Source organism: Leifsonia sp. CL147, from assembly GCF_900114565.1.
Taxonomy (GTDB): Bacteria; Actinomycetota; Actinomycetes; order Actinomycetales; family Microbacteriaceae; genus Leifsonia.
In genome coordinates this window covers 50,261-69,894 of sequence record NZ_FOTM01000015.1, presented here as the reverse complement: position 1 = coordinate 69,894, position 19,634 = coordinate 50,261, and the positions used below count along the sequence as shown (strand labels likewise).

The following is a 19,634-nucleotide window of genomic DNA, read 5'->3' as shown; positions in this document are numbered from 1 at the left end:
GAAGGCTGAAAGTGCAACCGCCCCCATCGAGTCCACACTCACCTCGAGCACGTGTACGCGAAGCTCGGCGCGCACGACCGGGTGACAGCCCTCGGTATCGCGCGAGGGCACGGGCTCCTCAGCCGAGTTCGACTACGTGGTCCTGGACCCGATCGCTCCGGCATACGCGACCGCCACGATCACCGCAGCGAGAACCGCAAGCCCCGTCGCCGTCCACCCGACGATGACGGCGGTCAGCGCCATGCCCCGGCCGGACTCTCCGGTACGCCGGATTTGGGAGAGCGCGACATGGCCGAGGATGAGGCCGACAACGGAGCTGAACCAGACGACGATGACAGACGCGAGCGCCAGCCCGTTCTGGTTCGGTAGCGCGCCGGCGTCCGTCCCCTCGGTTACACGTGACCGGCTGAGCCCAAGGACGAACGCGACGATAGCCGGGGCGAGGCAGGCGATGAGGAAGATGCCGACGCCGGAGATGGTCAGTGAACCGTTTCCTTCTGGCGGTCTCATGATGAACAGGGCCGCCGCGGTGAGCGCGAGAGCCACCGCAGCCCAGATGATCCCGCCCCTGCGGCGCCGGCGGATGGAGAGCACAAGACCGGCGATACCGAGGCTGCCGGAGAGTACGAGGATGATCGACCCGACAGCGGGGTAGAGGGTGAAATCAGGGCCCATGGTCAGTGTCCCGTTTTACCGCAGCGCCTGTACGCCGGTGACGACCCACACAACCGCGAGGACGGTGAGGAAGATCTCCGCGTACCCGATGAGGAGCGCGGCGAGAGCGATTCTGTCGCCGCGGCCGCCGTCGCGGAGGATCTGGTTCCGGGCGACGTGACCGAGCGCGATAGCGACGACAGCGAAGCCGAGGCACCCGGCGACCAAGGCGATGACCGCGAGGACGCTCGTCGACTCCGAGGTCGCTGTGCCGACAGGTTTTGTCCGCTCGCGCAGCGGTTGAGCCGCCAGGCCGATGAAGATCGCGGCGAGGGAGAGTCCGACACCGGCGTAGACGACCATGAGGTTGCCGACGGCGATGCCGATTCCGGCAGAGATGACCATGAAGCCGAGACTGGAGCTGGCGTAGACGGCCGGGTTCAACTCCGCAATCGGCACCCGGAGCTGCGTCTTCGTGGCCGGGGCTGTGGGATTGAGTGTCGTCACAGGGTGCTCGCTTTCATGAAGGGTTCAGGGACGCCGCGCCGACGATGCCGGCGATAACGATGACGGGGACGACCGCGGTGGGGCACATAGCCGAGGCCGTTGATGGGTGGCGTGCTGCCACGGGGTCAGGGTCTTTCTCTGGCGGGCACCGGAGGGCTGCGGCGGCCGGACCGCTAGCCCTCCGGTGTATTGGGGCTACCGTCCCGGCCAGGAGCTGGGCGCGTAGGACCAGCCGAGGTAGGTGCTCGCTGCTCTCGCCTTCAGCCCAACGATTTGCACGGTGCCGCCGGCTCCGAGGACGCCTCCGGAGACATATTGGCCGTTTCCGAGCGACAACTCGACGTGACCGTTCCCGTGGTCGTAGGCGTAGTCCGATGAGAACACGAGTGCTCCGGCAGGGATTCCGGTGGAGTTGTAGTGCATCATTCCGGCCGCGCGGAGGGCGTAGAAGGCAGCCCATGGGTTGAGGTACTTGTAGCGGGTGCCGTAAGCGGCCTCGACGAATACTTCGCATTGGCTGGGGTATGCGTTCGAGTGGAGCATGCTGAGGGCCCAGTTGACGGCTCGCTGCTCCCTGCTAGCTGTCGGTGGCGGCGCAGGCGTCGCGCAGGGCCCGGTGATCGGGTTGTCGCTTCCGGTGTTGATGTCGACATCGGCGACCCAGTAGCCGTCGCTGGCTTTGTACCAGAGGCTGTCGTAGCCTCCGTTCGGGAGCCACGGGCTGTAGTAGCCCTTGACCGACTGCCCGTACTTGTAGCAGGCGAGGGCGAGGACTGAACCTTTGCCGTACCAGCCAGCCTGGGTGGTGTTCAGGGTCGCGTCGGTCATGCGTTGGGTAGTCGCCATGACGGTTCCGGTGGGTGTGGCGTCAGCGGCGCTGACGGTGACCAGAGTGGTGCCGAGTGTTGCGATGACGACCGCGACGAATGCGCTGAGCACGCGTTTCCGACGCGGGCGAGGACGGTGGGGCATAGTTCCTCCTGACGGTATCGACTTCCGGCTGAGCTATCCTCACTAGTTTCGAAAGTGATATGCGCGGCTGTCAACGAAATCTGACACGAGCGGCGCACCGGAAACGACCGATCCGTAAAGCTCGGTCGAAACCGGGCAGACGAAACCGCGCCCACTGAGAGGCCTTCGCCGACGCCGACGCCCGGCTCGAGCAGCAGACATGACCAGGTGAACAGACTACGAAGCCGGGGCGACTCTACGGTCTACACCCACCCGTACTGCGCATGGTGTACGACGACATGGAGGCCGTCGTCGTTCAGGCCAGCGAGGATCGCGTCGATGGCGTCGCGGGTGCGGGTGCGGTGCGGTTCGACCATGCGTCCGTGCGGCACCGGCTGGTCGAAGTACTCGTCCATGATGAGCTCGTCGTAGTCGCCGGTCAGCTTTGCTGACGGTGATGTTGAGGGTGTCCGCGTCGCCGACGCGGCGGACGAGGTACCAGTGACTCGGGCGGTGGTCGGTGAACCCGAGCGCCCGCATCGCCTCGTCGTCGAGGACTGGGGTGTTCCCATCCGCCTTCAGAGGCGGACCTGACGGATGCTGCCGACGGTCATGGTGAGCTCGACGGTGGGCCCGTCGCCAGTCTCGGCGACAACCTCGACGACGTCACCACTCGCCTGGGTCTCGATGACGGAGAACCCGCCGTCACCGTCGCGATCGCGCCGGTGGACTTCACACGGACGAGGTCGCCAGCCTCGAACTGGGCAGTAGTCATTGGGTCGCTTCGCTTCCTTGATAGGGGAGTGGGAGTGGTCTGCTCCACCTATGCGCAGCGTCAGCGTCCCGCTGCGGCCATCCAGCGCGCGTTCGGTCAGGTGCAGATGGGGTCGCCGAGGCTGATGGTCTGGCTGCCGACGGTGATGCTGCCGACGGCACACAACCTCGTCTGTGGTGACGGACGGACGATCAACGTGGTGTACGCGCCTTGCACGCCCGGCTCGGTGGCATCCTGCCGGTCCGGACCCTTCGGGGCGGTCTCGGGGTAGATGGACACCGTGACCTCGTTGCCGTTCTCGAGCCCGTCATACCGGGCGATACGGGCCCAACCGGCGTAGCACTTGTTCGACCAGATGATCTGGATGCGTGTGTTGTGCGGGCGGTCTTCGGACGCGGAGACTTTCGCGTCATTCACGCACGGGGTCATCGCCGGGTCCACACCGGTTCGGACCTGGATCTGCGCGTGCGGGTTCACAGGGCCGGCGGCCGCGAGTTCTTTCTTCAACGTCGTCACCTGCGCCTGCATCACATCCGTTGTGACGACGTTGCTCGTCCCAGCCCCCAAAGCGAATCCGGCCAAGCCGATGACTGCGGCGACCACCCAATGCACGTGACGGCTCTTCCGGACCACCGCCGGCGGTTCCTCGCCCTCCGGTACCGCCGCTCGCTTAGCCAGCTGGTCACGGCGTCGGAGCCACTCGACCGGGTCAGTCTTGCACGCTGTGACGATCCCGTCCACGGTTCGGGCGGACGGCAACTGCTTCCCCGCGAAGGCGTCGGACAGGACAGTCCGGGAGATCCCGGTCGCGTGCTGCAGGCTCGCCAGCGTCGGGCTGCCCGCCCGCACACGAAGCAACCGCAAGTCAGCGGCGAACTGCTCCACCGAATCAGGTGCGGGGACGTCATCGGACATGTTGGCTCCTCGGGTTGGAACGAACGTAGCGGGCCGACCCGTAGACGAGCCGTTTTCAACAATGTCTAGCATTCCGGAAGAACCGGCCGTTTGGTACGCCGTATTCGCGGGACACAAATGCGTGTAGAAATTCCGTCCGGACGTTTCCGGACGCCCGGTTCCTCTATGAATTGGTCAACCCTCCGACCCGAACGAGGAGCCAATGAAACTGCACACCGACATGCCCGGCCGGACCCGAACCGGCCGGAGTGTCATCGCCTTCGTCACCACAGCACTGCTCACGTCGGCGGTCACCGGATGCACGGCACAGCCAACCATCACCGGCGTGTGGGCCGCCTCCGACGGTTCACCGACGAAGACCATCAACGATGACGGGTCCTGCACCGGCATGTACTACGACCACGGTCGGGTTCTCGATATCGGAGGCCCTGAGTCCTGCCATCTCTCACAAGGCCAGACCAACGGACTCTACGACCTCGTCGTCCAGCAGCCGCCGAACCAGGAAACTCTCCAGGTCAAACTCGACGGCGACACCATGACCGTGTACTCCGGCGGCACCGTCGTGACCGCACTCACCAGGCAGTGAGGGCGGTCATAAGCATGAAAGACGACAACCGTTCCGCCCGCCGTCAAGCCGCCCGACGCGCAGAGATCATCCAAATCGTCGGCGCGGTCATCGCCGGAGTCGGTGCTCTCCTCATGGCGATCGGGACGACATCGGTGGCTCTGTTCATCTTCTACTTCGTCATCTTCGCTGCCGGAGCGGGCGTCATCGCCTACGGCCGGAAGCTCTACACCGACACTCTGAAAGGCTAACCATGCTCGGATTCGTCATCTTCCTCGTCGCGTTCGCGGTCATCTTCGGAATCATGTGGCTGATCCGCAAAGGGACAAACGCCGCGTGGAAGCAAGCCAACCAGAAAGTCCTCTTCCGCGGCTCCCACCAGGAAGGGCAGACCCTCGTCTCCACAGCAGTGAACATCGACACGGCAGCGGCCGCCGCCGACGTCACCCGAGCAGTCCGTACCGGCGTTGACCTCCCCGACGGGGTCCAATCCGCCGTTATCGGACAGCTATACATCGAGACCGCAACCGACGACACCGTCTCCTTCGTCATGGGCAGCAAAGTCGGCACCAGCTTCCGGTCGGTGCTGCACCTTGAACCGAACGGCGACCGCACCCGCGGCGTCTACACGATCACGAACTGGACCGAATCGGACGGGATCGTCTCCAACATCAAAGAGATGCAGTTCATCGAGCGGCGGATCCGAGAAAGCATTCTCGCGCTCGACGCCGGCGTCGCGTTCGCCACATCCACGTCGGCCCGCGCCTAAGAGCATTCGACAGGACGTCACCGTCATAACCGAAAGGCGCCCGTGACCAGCCAGGCCGAAACCGAACAGACCATGGCACCGAACCGTGGCGTCAAAGACGCGCGCTTCCGATACCTATCGGCGGTGACGCTCGCTCTCCTTGCCGTTGCCGCAGACACAGTGAGTTCCGCGCTCCAGTTCAACACCACGGACTATCTCCAGGCGCTGCTGCTGACCGTGCCGTTCTTCGTCCTCGCCGCCGCCAGCGCAGTTGTCGTGCCGGCGACACGGAAGGCGCGCACCTTCGCGCTTGCACTTCTCGCTGGCGTGTTCGTGGTCGAGAACGTCCTCGCGAACATGCACGAGTTCGCGCCGAGGTCACTGCGACTCGCCGGCCCCGGCGACTTCTGGTGGGTGCCACCCGTCCTCAGCCTGTGTCTGCTGACCTGCGCCTGGTTGAGCCTCCGCGCCCGCCACGGGCTCGCGTACCTGGCAGCGATACCACTGCGCCTCGCCCTCTACGGCGGAGTCTTCGCGCTCGTGTCCTACGGGTTGGCGCCAGCGATCTACTCCGGTACCGGATACAACTTCGGCGTCGCCGTCCCCATCGTCTACGGGATCAGCGCCGTCCTGACACTGATCTCGTGGGCAGTGACCGCGTGGGTCGCCGCCCTCATCGACGGGGCAGTCCGACGCCGGCAGGGCGCCAGATCCGCGCTGAACGACCCGGCCGGTAACCCCCAACTGTTGACGATGCGCACGAACAGCCTCGCGATCGCGTCGCTCATCGTCGTGTTCGTCAGCTCCCTCATCGGATTGATCCTCGGCTATGTTGCGCTCAGCCAGATCAACCGGACCGGAGAACAAGGTCGAGGGCTCGCCCTCTCGGCGGTGATTATCGGATGGGTCAGCACCGGCATCAGCGTCGTACTCATCATCGTCGCGGTCACCGTCGGGTTCTCCCATAGCCAGCCGATGGTGGGCGGATGATGCCTACTCAATCGTGGAAGACGATCGCCGCGGTGACCGTTGTCGCCCTCGTTCTCGCCCTGTTCGGGTGCAGCAGCAAACCCAGCGCACCGACCACCCAGCAAGTGAGCCTCGCGGTCGGGTCCACCGGCTGCACCGGCCATCTCAGGATGACCGCCCCGCACGGGTGGAAGCTCATGGACAACTCCCTAATGAACCCAACATTGCACGCGTCCATCAACGCTTACTGCGACGGCAGGGCCAAATTCGAATCCGACCAACCCGGTGCGCAATGGAACCTCGACTCCGTCGAAGCGTTCGCCTGGGCAGACGTTCTCCATGACCCAGCCACCACAGTCCAGACTGTCCACCTCGGGAACGCAGCGGCGATTCGGCTCATCCACGAAGCCCGCAACAACTGGTGGATGAGCGAGGACGCCGTCGTCGGCGACGTCCATGTAGGAATCGAATCTCACTTGCCCCTGAGCACTGGCGCCGCCCAATCTGAAAAGGAGATCGAGTCGATCCTCGACCATGTGTCCGTGAACGTACGTGGGACCCAGTGATGACAGGCCTCTTCCGCTCTCGCATCCTTCTGCTCGTCATCTCTGCAGTCCTCGTCATAGCAGCGGTTGTCGTCGGAGCCGTATTCGTCCTCCGTGCGCAGAGCACCAGTTGGATCGGAAACGGACTGGCCCAGCCTGTTGCGGCGCTGAACGTTACCGGCAACCCTCCGGCCTACAGCTCGTTTACGGCCGGAGCGAAGGTCGCGTGGCATGTCAAAAGCACGGATGGCAGCTCCGTGACCGCGGTAACCGACTCGAAGAACATGATGATCGTGGCCGGCGGCGACCTGACCGGAGTCGACCCGACCACAGGAGCCCACCTATGGCAACGCCACGAACCCCTAGTTGGCTGCGCACCGACAGCGCTGAACGGATCCGCTTACTGTTACGTGCCCGGGGCGGAAACCACATCCCCCATAACCGTGCTCCGAGTCCGGCTGAGCGACGGTCAGGTGCTGAGCACGTTTCAACTGCCCTCCGCGAACACCCAAGACGGTGTCGAGCGGATCGCAGTCCTCGGCGGCGCCGTCATCCTCGTAGACGCGACAGTCGCCGGCGGTGACTCAATTCACCCGTACAAAGCAATCGTTCACCGGCTGCCGGCTGACCTGGCCGGGGAGACCTGGCGCACGGTGGTTCCAGACCCTCGCCAGAGCAACGACTCCGGCACCTGGCCCGACATCGCCCGCGTAGAATCCGGGGTCCTCGTCCTCAACGACGGGTATGCCGACATGGTCCTCAACTTCGACACCGGTGGCATCATTCACGCGGGCATGGCGGGTGCTGAAGACGTCCTCGCCGACGGGCGAGTCGTCGCGAACCCTGACGCGGAAACACCGACCGGGACGGCGCCCCACGGCTACGTGCGCCCAGCCGACAAAGCCCTTCAGCCCGTGGATTTCTCAGGGAGCGCGCAGGCCCCACCAGCTCCGCTGTACTTCACTGTCGCTCCCAACAACTCCGACAACACACTGCCCGTTAACGCGTATGCCGCTGACGGGAACACACCGCTGTGGCGGATGCCGGTCACCATGGTGGGGGATCCGCAATGGCTCGATGTGTACGCGGCTGCCGATAAGGGCCTTCTCGTGCTGACGGACACCGCCGGGCACGTGAACGCGGTCGACCCGAAAAAAGGCACCCTCCTCTGGTCGAACAGTTACGACGCGCCCGAACGTGGTGACGGCGGCGCGGACATGACCAAACCGACACCGTACTTCCTCGACGACAACACCGTCGTCATCGCCGATTACGACAAGTACGGCGGCAAATACCTACACGCGTTCAGTGCTGCGACCGGAACCGCCTTGTGGACTCTTAACGGGGTCGGGATCACCGGGACCGTCGGAACGGGGCTCCGCTTCGTCCAAGACGACTCCGGATTCGGCCCGCTCGTCGGGACGACCACGACAACGCCGGCATCGCTGCCCGGCGGCCTCCCATCGTGCCCGACAGGGATGACCCCGATCTCCTGGTCCACGTACCCCGGCGGTCACGTTCTCCTCTGCGCTGGGAGCGGGCGCTACCAGGCTGACGTCACCATCAACCGGAAGACCGTGAACTGCACTGCGCTTGACTTCACCGCCGGCGGCTACGTCCTCCGCTGCGGTGACGGTGCGAGCGTGCGCGCGCTCGGCGGCATCGTCTTCCAATTTACCGTCGGTTCGAAATCCTGGGTTCAACCGGCCGCCGCTGCGTGGAGCGTCGGCGTCCCGTCCCACGGGATAAGCACCGGATTCGGTTCCGCCCCGCAGACCCTCCCCGTCTCCTGCCCGGCCGGCGCGATCCCGCTTTCGCTTTCGACGTGGCACGGCGGCTGGCTGCTCATCTGCGGAACCGACGCTCTCCACGTCACGTCCTTCACCTATCGGAGCGACAGCGGCGGATCAACCGGTTCTGACATGACCTTCCAGAACGGCGTCTACTGCGGAACCGACCAGCAGGGCACATCGGTGTGCGCCAGCGGGGTACCCGCGGTCGTGACAATCACACCCCGCGGTGCAACGCCCACCCAGTTCTCTGCGGACGCGAACTACTTCCCCTCCACCGGTAACGGCGGAGCCGGTGAGGGAACCGGCGCTTACGGTGTCGCCGCACCGAAAGCGACCGCGGACGACCAGGTTCGCTACCTCATGCAGATCCTGCAGAAGTCCCAACAAGGGCGAGCAACGGTCGGTGGTCTCGTAGCTAACCTCCTGAGATGCTCCGTCGCAACCGCTGACGTCGCCTCCGCCCACTCCGTTGTCACGAACCGGCAACAGCTCGTGGACGCTCTCACGTCCGCCCCGGTTGACGAGGTACCCGGCGGCTCGCAGCTGATCGCGGAACTCAAACAAGCGCTCAGCGTGTCCCTCCGAGCTGACACCCAGTACCAGTCGGCTGCGCAACAGATGTCGTCCGGCGACTGCACAAGCGGCCTGAACACCGCGAAAGCTGCCATCGACGTCGCCAACACCACCGACGCCTTGAAGCAAACCTTCGCTGACGACTGGAACACCAACATCGTCGGCAAGTACGCAGAAGCGACGACGATCGACCCGAACTCGCTGTGAGCAGGGATAGCGGCCGGGCGTGAAGAGGGCCGCACCGAGGCAAGAGGAGAAAAGGATGAACCAGACGGTCCCGCCCGGGTGGTACCCGGACGTTGACGACCCAACCTCCGAACGATGGTGGGCGGGGGAGTCCTGGTCGGACGCGCGCCGTCCCCGCGGCGCCGCCGTGACGACCACACCGGAGGGTCAGCGTGGGGCGGAACTCGCGATCAAGCTCAGCCAGACCGGGCTGTGGTTCTGTATCGCCGGAACCGTGTTCAGCATCGTCGGGGCCGGGTTTACCGCCCTATTCGGGATGCTGCTCGTCGGGCTCCTCCTGTTCGCACCGATCGCGACCGTGTTCGGCATCATCACTATCGTCGTCGCCGCCAGAGCGCTCGGCGGAACCAGCGGAGATGTTCGCCGGTTGGCGAAGACGGCGCTAGTTCTCGGGATCGTCTGCACCTGCACGGTCGCGATCGCGATCATCCTCTGCGTCCCCCTCGGGATCCTGTTCCACGTCCTCGGGGCGATCAAACACCCTCCGTTCTGACGGTCCCGACCATACGGCTATCGACTCCCGTGCCCATTGCCGTGCCACCGCACTCGTCGGTCGTCGAAGCAGACGGAACAATCCGGCAACTAGTGATGAAGATTGGACGTTCATGAATCGAAAGACGCGCGGACAGGCAGCAGCCGTTGCAGCTGCAGTGCCGGCGGTTGCGGTGCTAATACAGGACACAGACTCAGCAACGGGGCTATCGTCCGCCACCGGTTTCGCGCAGGGGGGACAACACCATGAGATCTAACGTCGCGCTTAGAGCTGCAGTCGTGGCCGCGGCACTGACTGTCGCCCTCGCCGGATGCGTCAACAACCGAACCGGCGACGGCACCAGCTCGAAAATCGTCGCAAGCGACCCGCCGGCTGCCCAGGACGCTCCAGCGCCGACACCCACACCGACGCAACCGCAGCTCAGCGGGATCATCGCCGTGATGGGAGCAACCACCACCATCGGCGCGGTGACGCTCGAAGTGAACACCATCGACCCGAGCACCGGCACCACCAGCAGCTACGCCAGCTTCCGATCCGTCACCGACGGCACCGGCCCCCAGGTGTCCACCGACCTCGTCCGGACTGAGAACCCGACACCAGACGTCGTCGCCGCAATGTTCTCCCACGACTTCACCCGCGTCGTCGCCACGACAACAGACCCGGCCACCAAGCTGATGAACGCCGGATGGATCGACAGCAACGGCCAGTTCACCAACGTCACCGGCTCCCTCTACCAGCAAGGGCAGTTCGCGAACGTCCCCGGGTACCGGAACCCGATGTTCGGACCAGGTGACGCGTTCTACGTCTCCCAGTACACCGGTTCCGGTATGGACACCGGCGCCGGGAAACTCTTCGTCGCCGCCCCAGGCACCACCCAGCCGACCCCCGTCAACGTCCCCCAGACCGGCGACGGTGCTCCGTACTGGTACTGGGTCTCCCCAAACGGGACCATCACACCGCGAGACCCAGGCGGCTACCACTACGAAGAGAACGTCACACCAGGGGTCGGATCAATCCGCGCCGAAAGCTGGGTAGACGCAGGGACATGGCTCGGCGTCGACCAGGACGCGGCACAGATCTGGGCAGACACGACCGTGCTCCCGCAAGCCCAGATCAACGTCATGGACTGGGGCTCCGACGGCCGCGCCGTCACCCCACAAGTCAGCGGCTTCACCGTCCGATCACCGGTCATCAGTCCCGACAAACAAACCGTCGCCTTCATCGCCCACGCCGCCGACGGCAGCCACCTCTACACCGTCCCCCTCGCGGGTGGGCAACCCCAGATCGTCAACACAACCACCGGCATCGACGACACCACCGTCCTCGCCGGCTGGCGCTAACCCCGCGCGAGCCCTTTGGGGGAGCGGGAGCTGATGCTTCCTCTCCCGAGCCTGTGAACGCCGTCCGCCGACTCGAAAGGACCGTCATGCCAGCTCGTAAACGCACCTTCTACATCGTCGCATTCGCCGCGTTGCTCAGCCTCGCCGGCTGCTCCGCCGTGGCACCAGCTTCCGCCTCGAAGTCAGTATTGCCTCACACCCCACTGGAGAAGATCCTTCCCACGACAGCGGAGTACGCCGCCTACAACCACGGGGTTAGCTGGTCCGTTCGAACAGAGCCGGAGCCGGTACCGACGGCAGCCGCAACACCGGACGCCAGCCAGCTCGACCGGGCCGCCTCCGCGTTGGGTGCCGAATGCGCGAGGCTGCTGAACGGCAGTCTTATCAGCGCGGGCACATTCAAGTCGGGTGCGCTACAGGAGGTCGGGTACGACGGCAGGGACGAGCAAGTGGTTTTGTTCCGCGCAAAGTCCGTCTCCGAAGCCGACAAGGTCATAGCTTCGGTGACGAAAATGATCGCGTCCTGCTCGAAGAACGAAGGCACCGGAACTTTCACCGAGGTCAAGCCAGGTGTACACGGCGCTCTCGGGTGGACGACACAGCTGTCACCTGACAGCGATCCGACCTACGACAGCGTCGGGCAGCGCGGAGACCTCGTCACCATCGTCAATAACTCCAACTCCGACGGAGCCGCGATCGGCACTCTGACGACCAAGCACGTGCTCAACCATATCGACTCGCTCGCAAAGAACAAGTAAGCCCACGGCGACCTCGCCCACACGGGCGCGCCAGTAAGCGAGGTTGCTGCGGGTGCTCAGGGTGTCGGGGTGGTCGGGTCCAAGAACACGCAGTCGGTCGGCCAGAAGGTGCTCGAATTGGGTGATGGCGCCGACCAGGTCTCCCGCCTGGCCTTGCCGGTGGGCGAGGTTGTTGCGGGTGTCAGGGGTGTCGGGATGGTCGGGCCCGAGGGTGCGCAGCTGAGCAGCGGTTGTTCGAATTCGATGGTCCTTCAGGAGCTCTCGCGAGATCTGGCGGAGCGCTAGCGGGCCGTTGGTCGGAGTTCCGCTCGCGCCGACCTTTCCGTCCGTTTGGAGCGGCACGGTCGCGAGACCGCCAAGAGTCACGGTGCCTTTGAATCCAACTTCGGTTCGGGAAGGGTCGTGCCTTGGAATTCTGCGCGGTGCGCCACGGCACGTTCCACGAGTGCGTAGACACGGTCGTTCAGCGCGTCGCCAGGATAGTAGGCCGAGAAGATAGATTCGGCGTCGTGGGCGCTTTCGATGTCAAGCTCTGCGACTAGGCTGACGATGTCGGCGGTGTCGCGTCCGGGCCGGCTCATCGCGGCGCGGAGTTTCATGGCGAGGAGCGCATCCGCCGGCGCTACCTCTACCCTGATGCCGTCGCGGTCGTAGAGCGGTCGCCAGTCCACGGACTTGCCCCAGTCAGGGAAGAGCTGAGAGGCGTTCGAGTTTAGCCAGTCTGCAGGCCAATCCCGCTCGACCGCTACCCGCTCTGCGATACGAACGAGTGCGTCGTGTGGTTCTAATCGCGCGTCGACGTCGACCGTCCCGTCGGCGGTCCACGTGGGAGAGCGCGAGAGCGGCGCCGCCGACGATACTTATTCGAGCGGGCCCGATCTCCGCGGCCCGTATTCGCTGGATGAGATCGTTCAGTCCGGCAATGAGTGACTCGCGGTCGAGCCCCGGAGTTTGATCAGACACTTGCCAGCGTTCCCTCCTCGATCAGGATGCCGCGCTCCAGGAACTCGGGCGGAACGCGGGAGACGTCTGGCGCATCATCCAGAGGGTGCAGGTGCGGGGCTCGCAGGTCACGGTCATCGGTAACCGCTTGCTTCGTCCATCTAGCAGCAGGGAGGCCCGCTTGGCGAAGTTGGTACGCAACAGTTCCGGACAACGCAGCGTCCCACTCTCGGCTGCCAGTGCTTCGTGGCTCGGCGACGACGAGGGCGGCGACGACCAAGGGAGCTTCCTTGGCTAGCCCATCGGAGAGGTCGAGAAGCGCCCGGAATGCGCCGTCTCTGCTGCCTTCCTTCAGGGAGTCCGCGATTCTCGCCGCCGTTTCGACAGCGCTCGGATGTGTAGTTGGTATGAGCAGGAGGCGGTGCTCGGCAGCGCGCGCGAGGTGCGCTGCGGAGGCGACCCCGGTGTCTCTCTTGCCGCGTTCCACGGCAGAGACGATCGGTTGGTACGTGTCCGCCCGGTCGGCGATCTCCGCCTGACTATATCCGGACACCGCACGCGCAGCGTGAATGAGATCCGCGAATGCCATGCCGATCACCTCCTAGCGACTATACTCAATCCAGTATAGTCGGCTCGGCCCCACCAAGGTTCAGTTGGTCCACAGGCTTCCTCCGCTCTCCGCAAGAACCCTCTCGTTGAGTCGGTCGGCCACCGAGCCAAGGTCATCTTCGAAGAGATCCGCGTAGGTATCCAGTGTCATCGCGGCCGATTTATGCCCGAGCATTCGCTGAAGGGCTTTGACGTTGGCGCCGGCACTCACGGCCAGGCTGGCGGCAGTGTGCTTGAGGTCGTGTGGGGTCATGTGCTCAAGCCCCGCATCGCGCAAAGCGGTTAGCCACCAGGATTGCCGGTTCCAGGCGGTGTCTGGTCGAGCAAGGTATCCTCCGGCGCGGGCGGGGAACACGAGCTCGGTCCCCTTCTTCCCAGCGATGAGCGCCTCGAGGCGAGGCGCCAGAAACGCCGGGAAGGGTACGGACCGAGCCTCCCAACTTTTTGGCGGTCCGACATGGATGAGCCCGTCCACTTCTGTCGCAGTCTGATGGATGGCGAGACGGCAACGGTCGAGGTCGATGTCGTTCACGGTGAGCGCGACAGCTTCGCCCCAGCGGATGCCGGTGTAGGCCAGTGTCAACACGAGGACGCTGCGCTTGTCATCGGGCACCGCTCGTGCGAAGCGGAAGACCTCCTCGTTGGTGAGGTACCGGCGACGCTTCTTGGTTCCCTTGCGTGGAAGGTTGCTCGCACCCCGAGCCGGGTTCGCCGGAATCCTGCCATCACGTACCGCAACATCGAGGATCCCGGCGAGGATCCCAACGGCCCGAAGGACGACTCCAGCTGATCGTGGCTTACCGGCGTTGCCTACGCGGACTCGCACTGTGACGGCTTTGCCCTGGCTCAGTTCTCGGATCCACTTCTCCACCGCGGAGGGGCGAATCGCGCCGATCGGTGTCGCGGCCCAACGCGGCTCGACATAGACGCGCCACGCGATGCGGATGGGGGAGAAGCTGGAGGGTTTGAGGGCCTGCTCCTTGTTGGCGAGCCATTCCTCGGCAAGCTCACCGACAGTGATCTTGGATTGAGACGCCTCGAAGTAGGTCCCCTTCATCATCGCTACTTCGACCGTCGCGTTATAGAGCTCCGCTTCACGCTTTGTGCGGAACCCTCGCTTCTCGCGCTGTTGATGCTCGGGGTCGCGCCAGCGCACACGATAGCGCCGGCCCTTGGCCGACTCGTAAGCGTCGATGCTTCCCACTTGCAGAACTTAACTCTTGCCACCGACGAGGGTGGCGCGCGTGGGCGGTCTTGATGCGGGTCGCCGAGCATCTGAGGATGGGTGCACTCTGGATGTGTGAGAGAGACACCTGAACCAAGGCCGCGAGGAGCGACCGACGACGAGGCCGTGGAGCTTTGCCGGGAGTGGATGCGCTACCTCGGTGCTTCGGACGCTGTCGTGGCAACGGGTGAATCGCGCCAGATCTGCGCCGTGTATTCGTCTGGCTATCTCGGTTGGGTCGAGAACAAGCGAGGGAACCTCGGACTCGACGTCGTCGAACGAGCTGGGAGGACTGTCGCAGCAGATGGGCGCCGGGGGCTGATCTTCATTCGCCACGGCGCTCTCCCGCATGCGGTCGATAGAGCTGATCACCTCGGCATGGCAATCTTCGGTTTCGATCCTGAGGGTGGGACTCTGGATGGAGTCAACTTGGTCGGCCGCGATTGGCGCGCAAGGGGTTTGGCCAGTTAGCCACTTCGGATCGATCACTTGAGGCCGGCCGCTGTTAGTCCACGGGCGGCCGTATTGATGACCGGTCCTGTTGGGTTCTGGGCAGCTCGCTTTAGCTCGGCCCGTGCTGCCGCTCGCGATTTCCCAATCGTCTCTTCCAGCGGCTGGCGTTGCATGGTCTCTACCAGCTGGGCCTTGGCGGACTCGGACGTCGGCGCGACTAGTACGGCGGCGTTGTGCTGCTTCCCGCGAGTGAGGCCAACGTAGAGTCCTGCGGCGTCGACTCCCGGCCCGACGAGGGCGCGGTCGGTCGTCTCCCCCTGGACTCCGTACACCGTTGTGGCGTAGGCGAGGTGCATGTGCGACGCGGCGTAGTCGAGGTTGACCCTCCTCAGATCGGTCGTGTCGGAGCTCGCCGCAAGGACCAGGTGGTCCGCACCGATGGTCTTCACGACCCAGTTCTGGCGGTTCTGGACGTCAGAAACCCGGTCGTTGCGTCGGGTTTGAACGACGTCGCCGACGAAGATCGCCTGACCCGATTGTCCAGAAAATGCTCGCTCAGGGCGGATCGCCCCGACTTCGAGTCGGCGGCGCTGGATTGCTTCGCTGATCTCCTGCGCTTCAGAGTGCGTCGCCGTCACTAGCGCGATCGTCTCGTGCCGCCGGGTGGCCTCGAACCATCCGTTGACCATCGCTTCGCGCGCTGCGGCATCACTATCCGTCAGCACGACATGACCGGTTCCGACGAGGTCCTCAGCAACCTCGCGTGTTTGGTCCTCGCTGTCGGGCTGGCGAAGCCGAAGCGTGAGCTCGGACCAAGCTGGATCCTTGAATCGGTGGATACTCGTGAGCTCGACGCGGCGCGAAGACCGGTGCCAGAACAACGCCATGGCACCCGAGTGTCCGACCGGCAGGGCTTGTTGCTGATCGCCAACGAGCGCCACGCCGGCACCGGTTGCGCGTACGACGTCAAGCAGTGCGGACGCAGCCTCAAGGTCCAGCATGCCGGCTTCATCCACGACGACGCGATCCCCAGGGTTGATGCTAATTCGGGGTCCGCGATAGATACCGCCCGATTTCGGGTCACTCTGGCCGATGGAGAGCCGCTGCCACTGGGTTGCGCCAGACGCAGCGGTCGACCACCGCCATCCGTAGTCGTAGAGGAGTTGGTGGAGAGATGACGAAGCGCTCATAGTTTCGCGACCCGCGACAGCAGAAGCCTTCTTGGTGGGCGCGACAATGATCATGTTTCGGCCGCGTCGCCGGAGAGCGGCTCCGGCAACTTTCAGCATCGCGGTCTTACCGGTGCCGGCCGGCCCGGACACTACCACGTTGCGCGAGGTGCCGGCGATTGCAGCTGCCCCGTCGAGTTGCGCGGCGTCGAGGGTCCGATCGGGCTCAATGGCGCGGCCGATCGCGTCGATCAGATCCGTGTCCAGGATCTGTCCGGGTGCGGAGAGCGCGTCGACCTTTTGGGCGAGGCCGGCCTTCAGCGTGGCGGTGGAGACCGCCATGAGGCGTTTGACGTGCTTCGGGGCGTCTAGTTCGGAGATGAGGGCCACCGTGTGCGAGTACGCCACGACTTCTTCGGCAAGCTTCGCGAGTTCGTCCCGATCGGCGACAACACCGCTGGCGGCGATCGCGCGGAGGGCGCCGGCCTGTACATCCATGATGCTGAAGCGGCCACCGCTGCCGGTCGATCGCGCGTCCGCATCGACTACGGCTTTAGCTGCCAGCAGCTCGAGGTCGAGATCCTGGACGGCGACAGAGGACAGCAGCGCAGGAGAACGCGGCATGCCCAGCGCAGGGTCGGCAGTCTGTAGTTCTTCACGGACAAGCGCGGCCCAGTCGTCTTCGTCCAGGTCGCCCGGTTTGTTGGGCCGCCCGACAGCCCAGGCCCAGTGATCAATCTGGCTCATCACATCGTGAGAGGGCTCTTGGCCAAGGTGCTGCTCCTTCCACCAGGCGGTGCGGATGGCCCTGTTGGCTTCGATCTGCGCGGACCGCTTCGACAGGGGCCGCACCAGATGCTGTAGCTGGGTGATCTCCCCGTCGTCGTTGAGCGTGAACCCTTTAGCTGCGAGAGCATTGATCCAGGCCGGGTCGGTGCGGGAGGCGAGGTCGCCTTCAGCGTTGATCACGTTCTGGAACCGCAACGCGACGCGAGTGTCGATGTTGGACCATTTGCCGTCGACGCCTTGGACTTTGACGTTGAGCCAGAGGTGGCGGTGCTTGTGGGGGTCCAGGGACCGGGAGCGTTCGTGGCGGAGTTCGGCGACTTCGATCCGGGCGAGGTCTTCGCGAATGGCTCCGCCCTTGCCGCGGCGGGCGTTGAGCTCGGACTGCCAGAGCTTGATGATCCGGTCGCGGAGTCGGTCTTGGAGGTCTTCATAAGCGGCGGCGAGGTCGGGGTCGAGCATGGCGGCGATCGAGAACGACTTCGGGGCGTTGATCGTCGCATCGAGAATCAGATCCGCAACGGGGAACTCAAGGTCACGCCCGCGGCGCTCCCCCGTGAGCGGGTCGAGTCCGTCAACCCAGGCTTTGAGCTGTTCCCGGGTGAGCAGGTCGTCACGGATGGCGCCGTTCTCAACGATGTACCGGGTCATCATCGCGTCGGCATAGCCAGCGGCGGCGATGACACCGTCGGCGGTCTTGGCGGTGAGGGTGGCGTCACAGACACCGCTGAAGGCGTAGTTGACTGCTTGCTTGACCCCGTGGGAGGACTGTCCTCGCTTCCACCTGGCTACTCCACCTCGCACCTTGCACTCACCTCCCTCCCTTGGCTTCCGAATTTGGGCAGTCTTGTCCTTTGTTCGGAAATGTCCCTCTACTTATTACTTCCGGTTCGGAGCGCGTTTTTGCGCGCATTTGGCGCGCAGGCGGGCCTTTCCGGCAAGTTGCGCTCTCCCGGGCCGGCAGGGAACAGGCTGGACCCGTAGGCCACGGAGCCCGCCGGCGAACTGTGCTGCGGTGCGGTGTCCGGAACCAATGCCCTCATACCTACACGTTGTGTTTCCCAGCAGGTTTTGACGCGCAAATCCAAAAATTCGTCGGATCCAGTTGCCCAGGGCAAGCCCTACCGGAGGGCGACTGAGGTGTGAGCCGAACCTCTTGGAGGCTCAGGATGCGCCGCGAGCCGGGTCAGATTGACGAACGGCACGCACGCGGTCTCTGCGGTGAGGGCGGCAAGCCAACCGATAGGGGTGTGCGGGTACGCGGCAATCGCCCACCCAGCCATCACGTACTGGCTTACGGTCTCCACGCATGCTTTCTTCTCTGCGGCAGTTGGCTTGGTGGGCCCTTCCACCCCGATGAGTCCGCCTTGCAGTTCCGGTGCCATGTTGCTGGTGTCGATGATGAATACCCGCATCCCACTCACTTCCAAGGTCGATCGTTTTTGAGCGCCTTTCCGGCGGGTGATCGAGAGCGAGTGGGAGGTGCGTAGTGCCGGGACCGTGGAGTACCGGGGGAGCGCAGCGGAGGAGGCTACGCCGCGAAAGCCCGGCACGGAACACCGGGAGCGAGCTACGATCGGGCGACGGAAAGGCCCTCAAACCTCAGCAGGGCAGCGCCGCGAGCGGTGTCCTCGATCAGAGTCCTGGGCCGAGATGGATGTGGCAACTGGGCCGCGCACGGAGAGTCGATGATGGCCGTCAGGCGCGAGTCCGCTGCCCGCAAGCAGATGATTTCGTCCTCGTGCAGGTGGGACTGTAGGGCGAAAGATCGAACTCCGAGCATCGCGCGGTCCGCTGCAACCAGGTTGACACGGGACCCCTTCGGAACCGGCCCAGCGCGGGTCGCTCCACTTAAGTGCCTACGTGCATTCGCTCTTCGTTTACTTCCTCTCGGTCTTGGTCCGTTCTACCTCTCCTTTGGTTCTATATCTGCTTCTGTTTCGTGATTGGCCTTCGCTTGGTTCGTCCTTCGTTAGATCTTTCTCCTCTATTTCCTCAGCGAATTTGGTCCCAACCTGCCAAACGGGTCGACCACGCGTTCCCTGTTCTGCCTCTCAATCGGGACCACAGGCCTATCCGGAGCAGCACTCGTTCCTACGAGACCCGGCGTCGGTGACGGGGTGTACAAGCCGTTCGAGGAGAGTGTGGGCAACGCTGAGGAGGCATACCTTTGACGTATGTATGTGCCGTGGGCGTCGAGCGCGGCCGTGCGCAAGGTGATGCAAGGCAACCGGAGTCGCGATACCAAAGCCGAAATCGCTGTACGCCGGCTCGTCCATGCCAAGGGATTGCGCTACCGCGTTAGCGCAAAGCCGGAAGCCGACCTTCGAAGATCGGCGGACCTGATTTTCCGTTCAGTGAAGGTCGTGGTCTTCATCGATGGTTGTTACTGGCATGGCTGCCCCGAACACTTCAAGAGTCCACAAACAAACGCTGCGTACTGGAGTAGCAAGGTTGGTCGCAATCGCCTCCGCGATGTCGAGACGACTCGCATTCTCGAGGAACGAGGGTGGCTGGTGATGCGCTTCTGGGAGCATGAAGAGCCGCAGCTTGTTGCCGACCGAATTGGAAACGTCGTGCAACAGAGGCGCGCGAGACTCTAGGGGCGAACTGCAGCG

General features: G+C 64.4%; 20 protein-coding genes. 11 read left to right on the top strand and 9 right to left on the bottom strand.

From position 1 onward, the window contains the following. Window positions 1-132: 132 nt before the first annotated feature. The 5 genes from BM287_RS13120 to BM287_RS13105 form a co-directional block, all read right to left on the bottom strand. Entirely contained in the window at window positions 133-675 is a 543-nt protein-coding gene (locus BM287_RS13120) for a DUF4190 domain-containing protein (RefSeq protein ID WP_090040318.1), read from the bottom strand. A gap of 15 nt (window positions 676-690) precedes the next feature. Continuing rightward, the gene (locus tag BM287_RS13115) at window positions 691-1,161 is read right to left on the bottom strand and encodes a DUF4190 domain-containing protein (RefSeq protein WP_090040324.1); all 471 of its coding nucleotides are present in this window, start codon (window positions 1,159-1,161) and stop codon (window positions 691-693) included. Between the two features lie 195 nt (window positions 1,162-1,356). Further along, entirely contained in the window at window positions 1,357-2,100 is a 744-nt protein-coding gene (locus BM287_RS13110; RefSeq protein WP_090040327.1) for a hypothetical protein, read from the bottom strand. 275 nt (window positions 2,101-2,375) lie between these two features. Continuing rightward, a complete protein-coding gene (locus BM287_RS17870) occupies window positions 2,376-2,528 on the bottom strand; it encodes a hypothetical protein (RefSeq protein WP_170857548.1) in 153 nt (50 codons plus the stop codon). Window positions 2,529-2,983: 455 nt separating this feature from the next. Then, entirely contained in the window at window positions 2,984-3,802 is an 819-nt protein-coding gene (locus BM287_RS13105) for a DUF2690 domain-containing protein (protein ID WP_170857547.1), read from the bottom strand. 202 nt (window positions 3,803-4,004) lie between these two features. Here BM287_RS13105 and BM287_RS13100 point away from each other — a divergent pair, with 202 nt between their 5' ends. The 10 genes from BM287_RS13100 to BM287_RS18105 all read left to right on the top strand — a co-directional run bounded on the left by BM287_RS13100 (window position 4,005) and on the right by BM287_RS18105 (window position 12,117). Next, on the top strand, window positions 4,005-4,388 hold the full coding sequence (locus tag BM287_RS13100) for a hypothetical protein (protein ID WP_090040331.1): 384 nt from the start codon (window positions 4,005-4,007) through the stop codon (window positions 4,386-4,388). A 14-nt stretch (window positions 4,389-4,402) separates the two neighbouring features. Beyond that, window positions 4,403-4,618 (top strand): hypothetical protein, encoded by a 216-nt coding sequence (locus tag BM287_RS13095; RefSeq protein ID WP_090040333.1) that lies wholly within the window; start codon window positions 4,403-4,405, stop codon window positions 4,616-4,618. A 2-nt stretch (window positions 4,619-4,620) separates the two neighbouring features. Beyond that, window positions 4,621-5,136, top strand: a complete 516-nt coding sequence (locus BM287_RS13090; RefSeq protein WP_090040336.1) for a hypothetical protein — start codon at window positions 4,621-4,623, stop codon at window positions 5,134-5,136. A 123-nt stretch (window positions 5,137-5,259) separates the two neighbouring features. Beyond that, window positions 5,260-6,105: a DUF4190 domain-containing protein gene (locus BM287_RS13085; RefSeq protein ID WP_170857546.1), complete on the top strand. Its 846-nt coding sequence runs from the start codon at window positions 5,260-5,262 to the stop codon at window positions 6,103-6,105. A gap of 32 nt (window positions 6,106-6,137) precedes the next feature. Further along, complete coding sequence (locus BM287_RS13080; RefSeq protein ID WP_139230680.1) at window positions 6,138-6,650, top strand: hypothetical protein; 513 nt, start codon at window positions 6,138-6,140, stop codon at window positions 6,648-6,650. 236 nt (window positions 6,651-6,886) lie between these two features. Continuing rightward, window positions 6,887-9,202 (top strand): outer membrane protein assembly factor BamB family protein, encoded by a 2,316-nt coding sequence (locus BM287_RS13075; RefSeq protein ID WP_170857545.1) that lies wholly within the window; start codon window positions 6,887-6,889, stop codon window positions 9,200-9,202. 55 nt (window positions 9,203-9,257) lie between these two features. Further along, entirely contained in the window at window positions 9,258-9,734 is a 477-nt protein-coding gene (locus tag BM287_RS13070) for a DUF2510 domain-containing protein (RefSeq protein WP_090040345.1), read from the top strand. 278 nt (window positions 9,735-10,012) lie between these two features. Then, entirely contained in the window at window positions 10,013-11,074 is a 1,062-nt protein-coding gene (locus BM287_RS13065; protein ID WP_090040348.1) for a TolB-like translocation protein, read from the top strand. Between the two features lie 86 nt (window positions 11,075-11,160). Beyond that, window positions 11,161-11,832: a hypothetical protein gene (locus tag BM287_RS18110; RefSeq protein WP_244528264.1), complete on the top strand. Its 672-nt coding sequence runs from the start codon at window positions 11,161-11,163 to the stop codon at window positions 11,830-11,832. A 69-nt stretch (window positions 11,833-11,901) separates the two neighbouring features. Continuing rightward, the gene (locus tag BM287_RS18105) at window positions 11,902-12,117 is read left to right on the top strand and encodes a hypothetical protein (protein ID WP_244528262.1); all 216 of its coding nucleotides are present in this window, start codon (window positions 11,902-11,904) and stop codon (window positions 12,115-12,117) included. A gap of 77 nt (window positions 12,118-12,194) precedes the next feature. On the opposite strand, the gene BM287_RS17975 is transcribed toward BM287_RS18105, so the two are convergent. From BM287_RS17975 to BM287_RS13040, 4 genes are all read right to left on the bottom strand, one after another. Then, window positions 12,195-12,503 (bottom strand): hypothetical protein, encoded by a 309-nt coding sequence (locus tag BM287_RS17975; protein WP_211772978.1) that lies wholly within the window; start codon window positions 12,501-12,503, stop codon window positions 12,195-12,197. A 284-nt stretch (window positions 12,504-12,787) separates the two neighbouring features. Next, window positions 12,788-13,363, bottom strand: coding sequence for a hypothetical protein (locus BM287_RS13050; RefSeq protein ID WP_090107328.1), 576 nt, complete (start codon window positions 13,361-13,363; stop codon window positions 12,788-12,790). Between the two features lie 60 nt (window positions 13,364-13,423). After that, window positions 13,424-14,587, bottom strand: a complete 1,164-nt coding sequence (locus BM287_RS13045) for a tyrosine-type recombinase/integrase (protein ID WP_090040358.1) — start codon at window positions 14,585-14,587, stop codon at window positions 13,424-13,426. A 506-nt stretch (window positions 14,588-15,093) separates the two neighbouring features. Continuing rightward, window positions 15,094-17,670, bottom strand: coding sequence for an AAA family ATPase (locus BM287_RS13040; protein WP_090040502.1), 2,577 nt, complete (start codon window positions 17,668-17,670; stop codon window positions 15,094-15,096). 1,523 nt (window positions 17,671-19,193) lie between these two features. Between BM287_RS13040 and BM287_RS13030 the strand changes: the two genes are divergently transcribed. Continuing rightward, the gene (locus tag BM287_RS13030) at window positions 19,194-19,619 is read left to right on the top strand and encodes a very short patch repair endonuclease (protein WP_090040365.1); all 426 of its coding nucleotides are present in this window, start codon (window positions 19,194-19,196) and stop codon (window positions 19,617-19,619) included. Window positions 19,620-19,634 lie beyond the last annotated feature (15 nt).

Excerpts from the sequence above, each read along its gene's own strand:
- BM287_RS13120 (WP_090040318.1), bottom strand. The coding sequence starts at position 675 with ATGGGCCCTGATTTCACCCTCTACCCCGCTGTCGGGTCGATCATCCTC.
- BM287_RS17870 (WP_170857548.1), bottom strand. The coding sequence starts at position 2,528 with ATGGACGAGTACTTCGACCAGCCGGTGCCGCACGGACGCATGGTCGAA.
- BM287_RS13105 (WP_170857547.1), bottom strand. The coding sequence starts at position 3,802 with ATGTCCGATGACGTCCCCGCACCTGATTCGGTGGAGCAGTTCGCCGCT.
- BM287_RS13100 (WP_090040331.1), top strand. The coding sequence starts at position 4,005 with ATGAAACTGCACACCGACATGCCCGGCCGGACCCGAACCGGCCGGAGT.
- BM287_RS13095 (WP_090040333.1), top strand. The coding sequence starts at position 4,403 with ATGAAAGACGACAACCGTTCCGCCCGCCGTCAAGCCGCCCGACGCGCA.
- BM287_RS13090 (WP_090040336.1), top strand. The coding sequence starts at position 4,621 with ATGCTCGGATTCGTCATCTTCCTCGTCGCGTTCGCGGTCATCTTCGGA.
- BM287_RS13070 (WP_090040345.1), top strand. The coding sequence starts at position 9,258 with ATGAACCAGACGGTCCCGCCCGGGTGGTACCCGGACGTTGACGACCCA.
- BM287_RS18110 (WP_244528264.1), top strand. The coding sequence starts at position 11,161 with ATGCCAGCTCGTAAACGCACCTTCTACATCGTCGCATTCGCCGCGTTG.
- BM287_RS13050 (WP_090107328.1), bottom strand. The coding sequence starts at position 13,363 with ATGGCATTCGCGGATCTCATTCACGCTGCGCGTGCGGTGTCCGGATAT.
- BM287_RS13040 (WP_090040502.1), bottom strand. The coding sequence starts at position 17,670 with ATGATGACCCGGTACATCGTTGAGAACGGCGCCATCCGTGACGACCTG.
- BM287_RS13030 (WP_090040365.1), top strand. The coding sequence starts at position 19,194 with ATGTATGTGCCGTGGGCGTCGAGCGCGGCCGTGCGCAAGGTGATGCAA.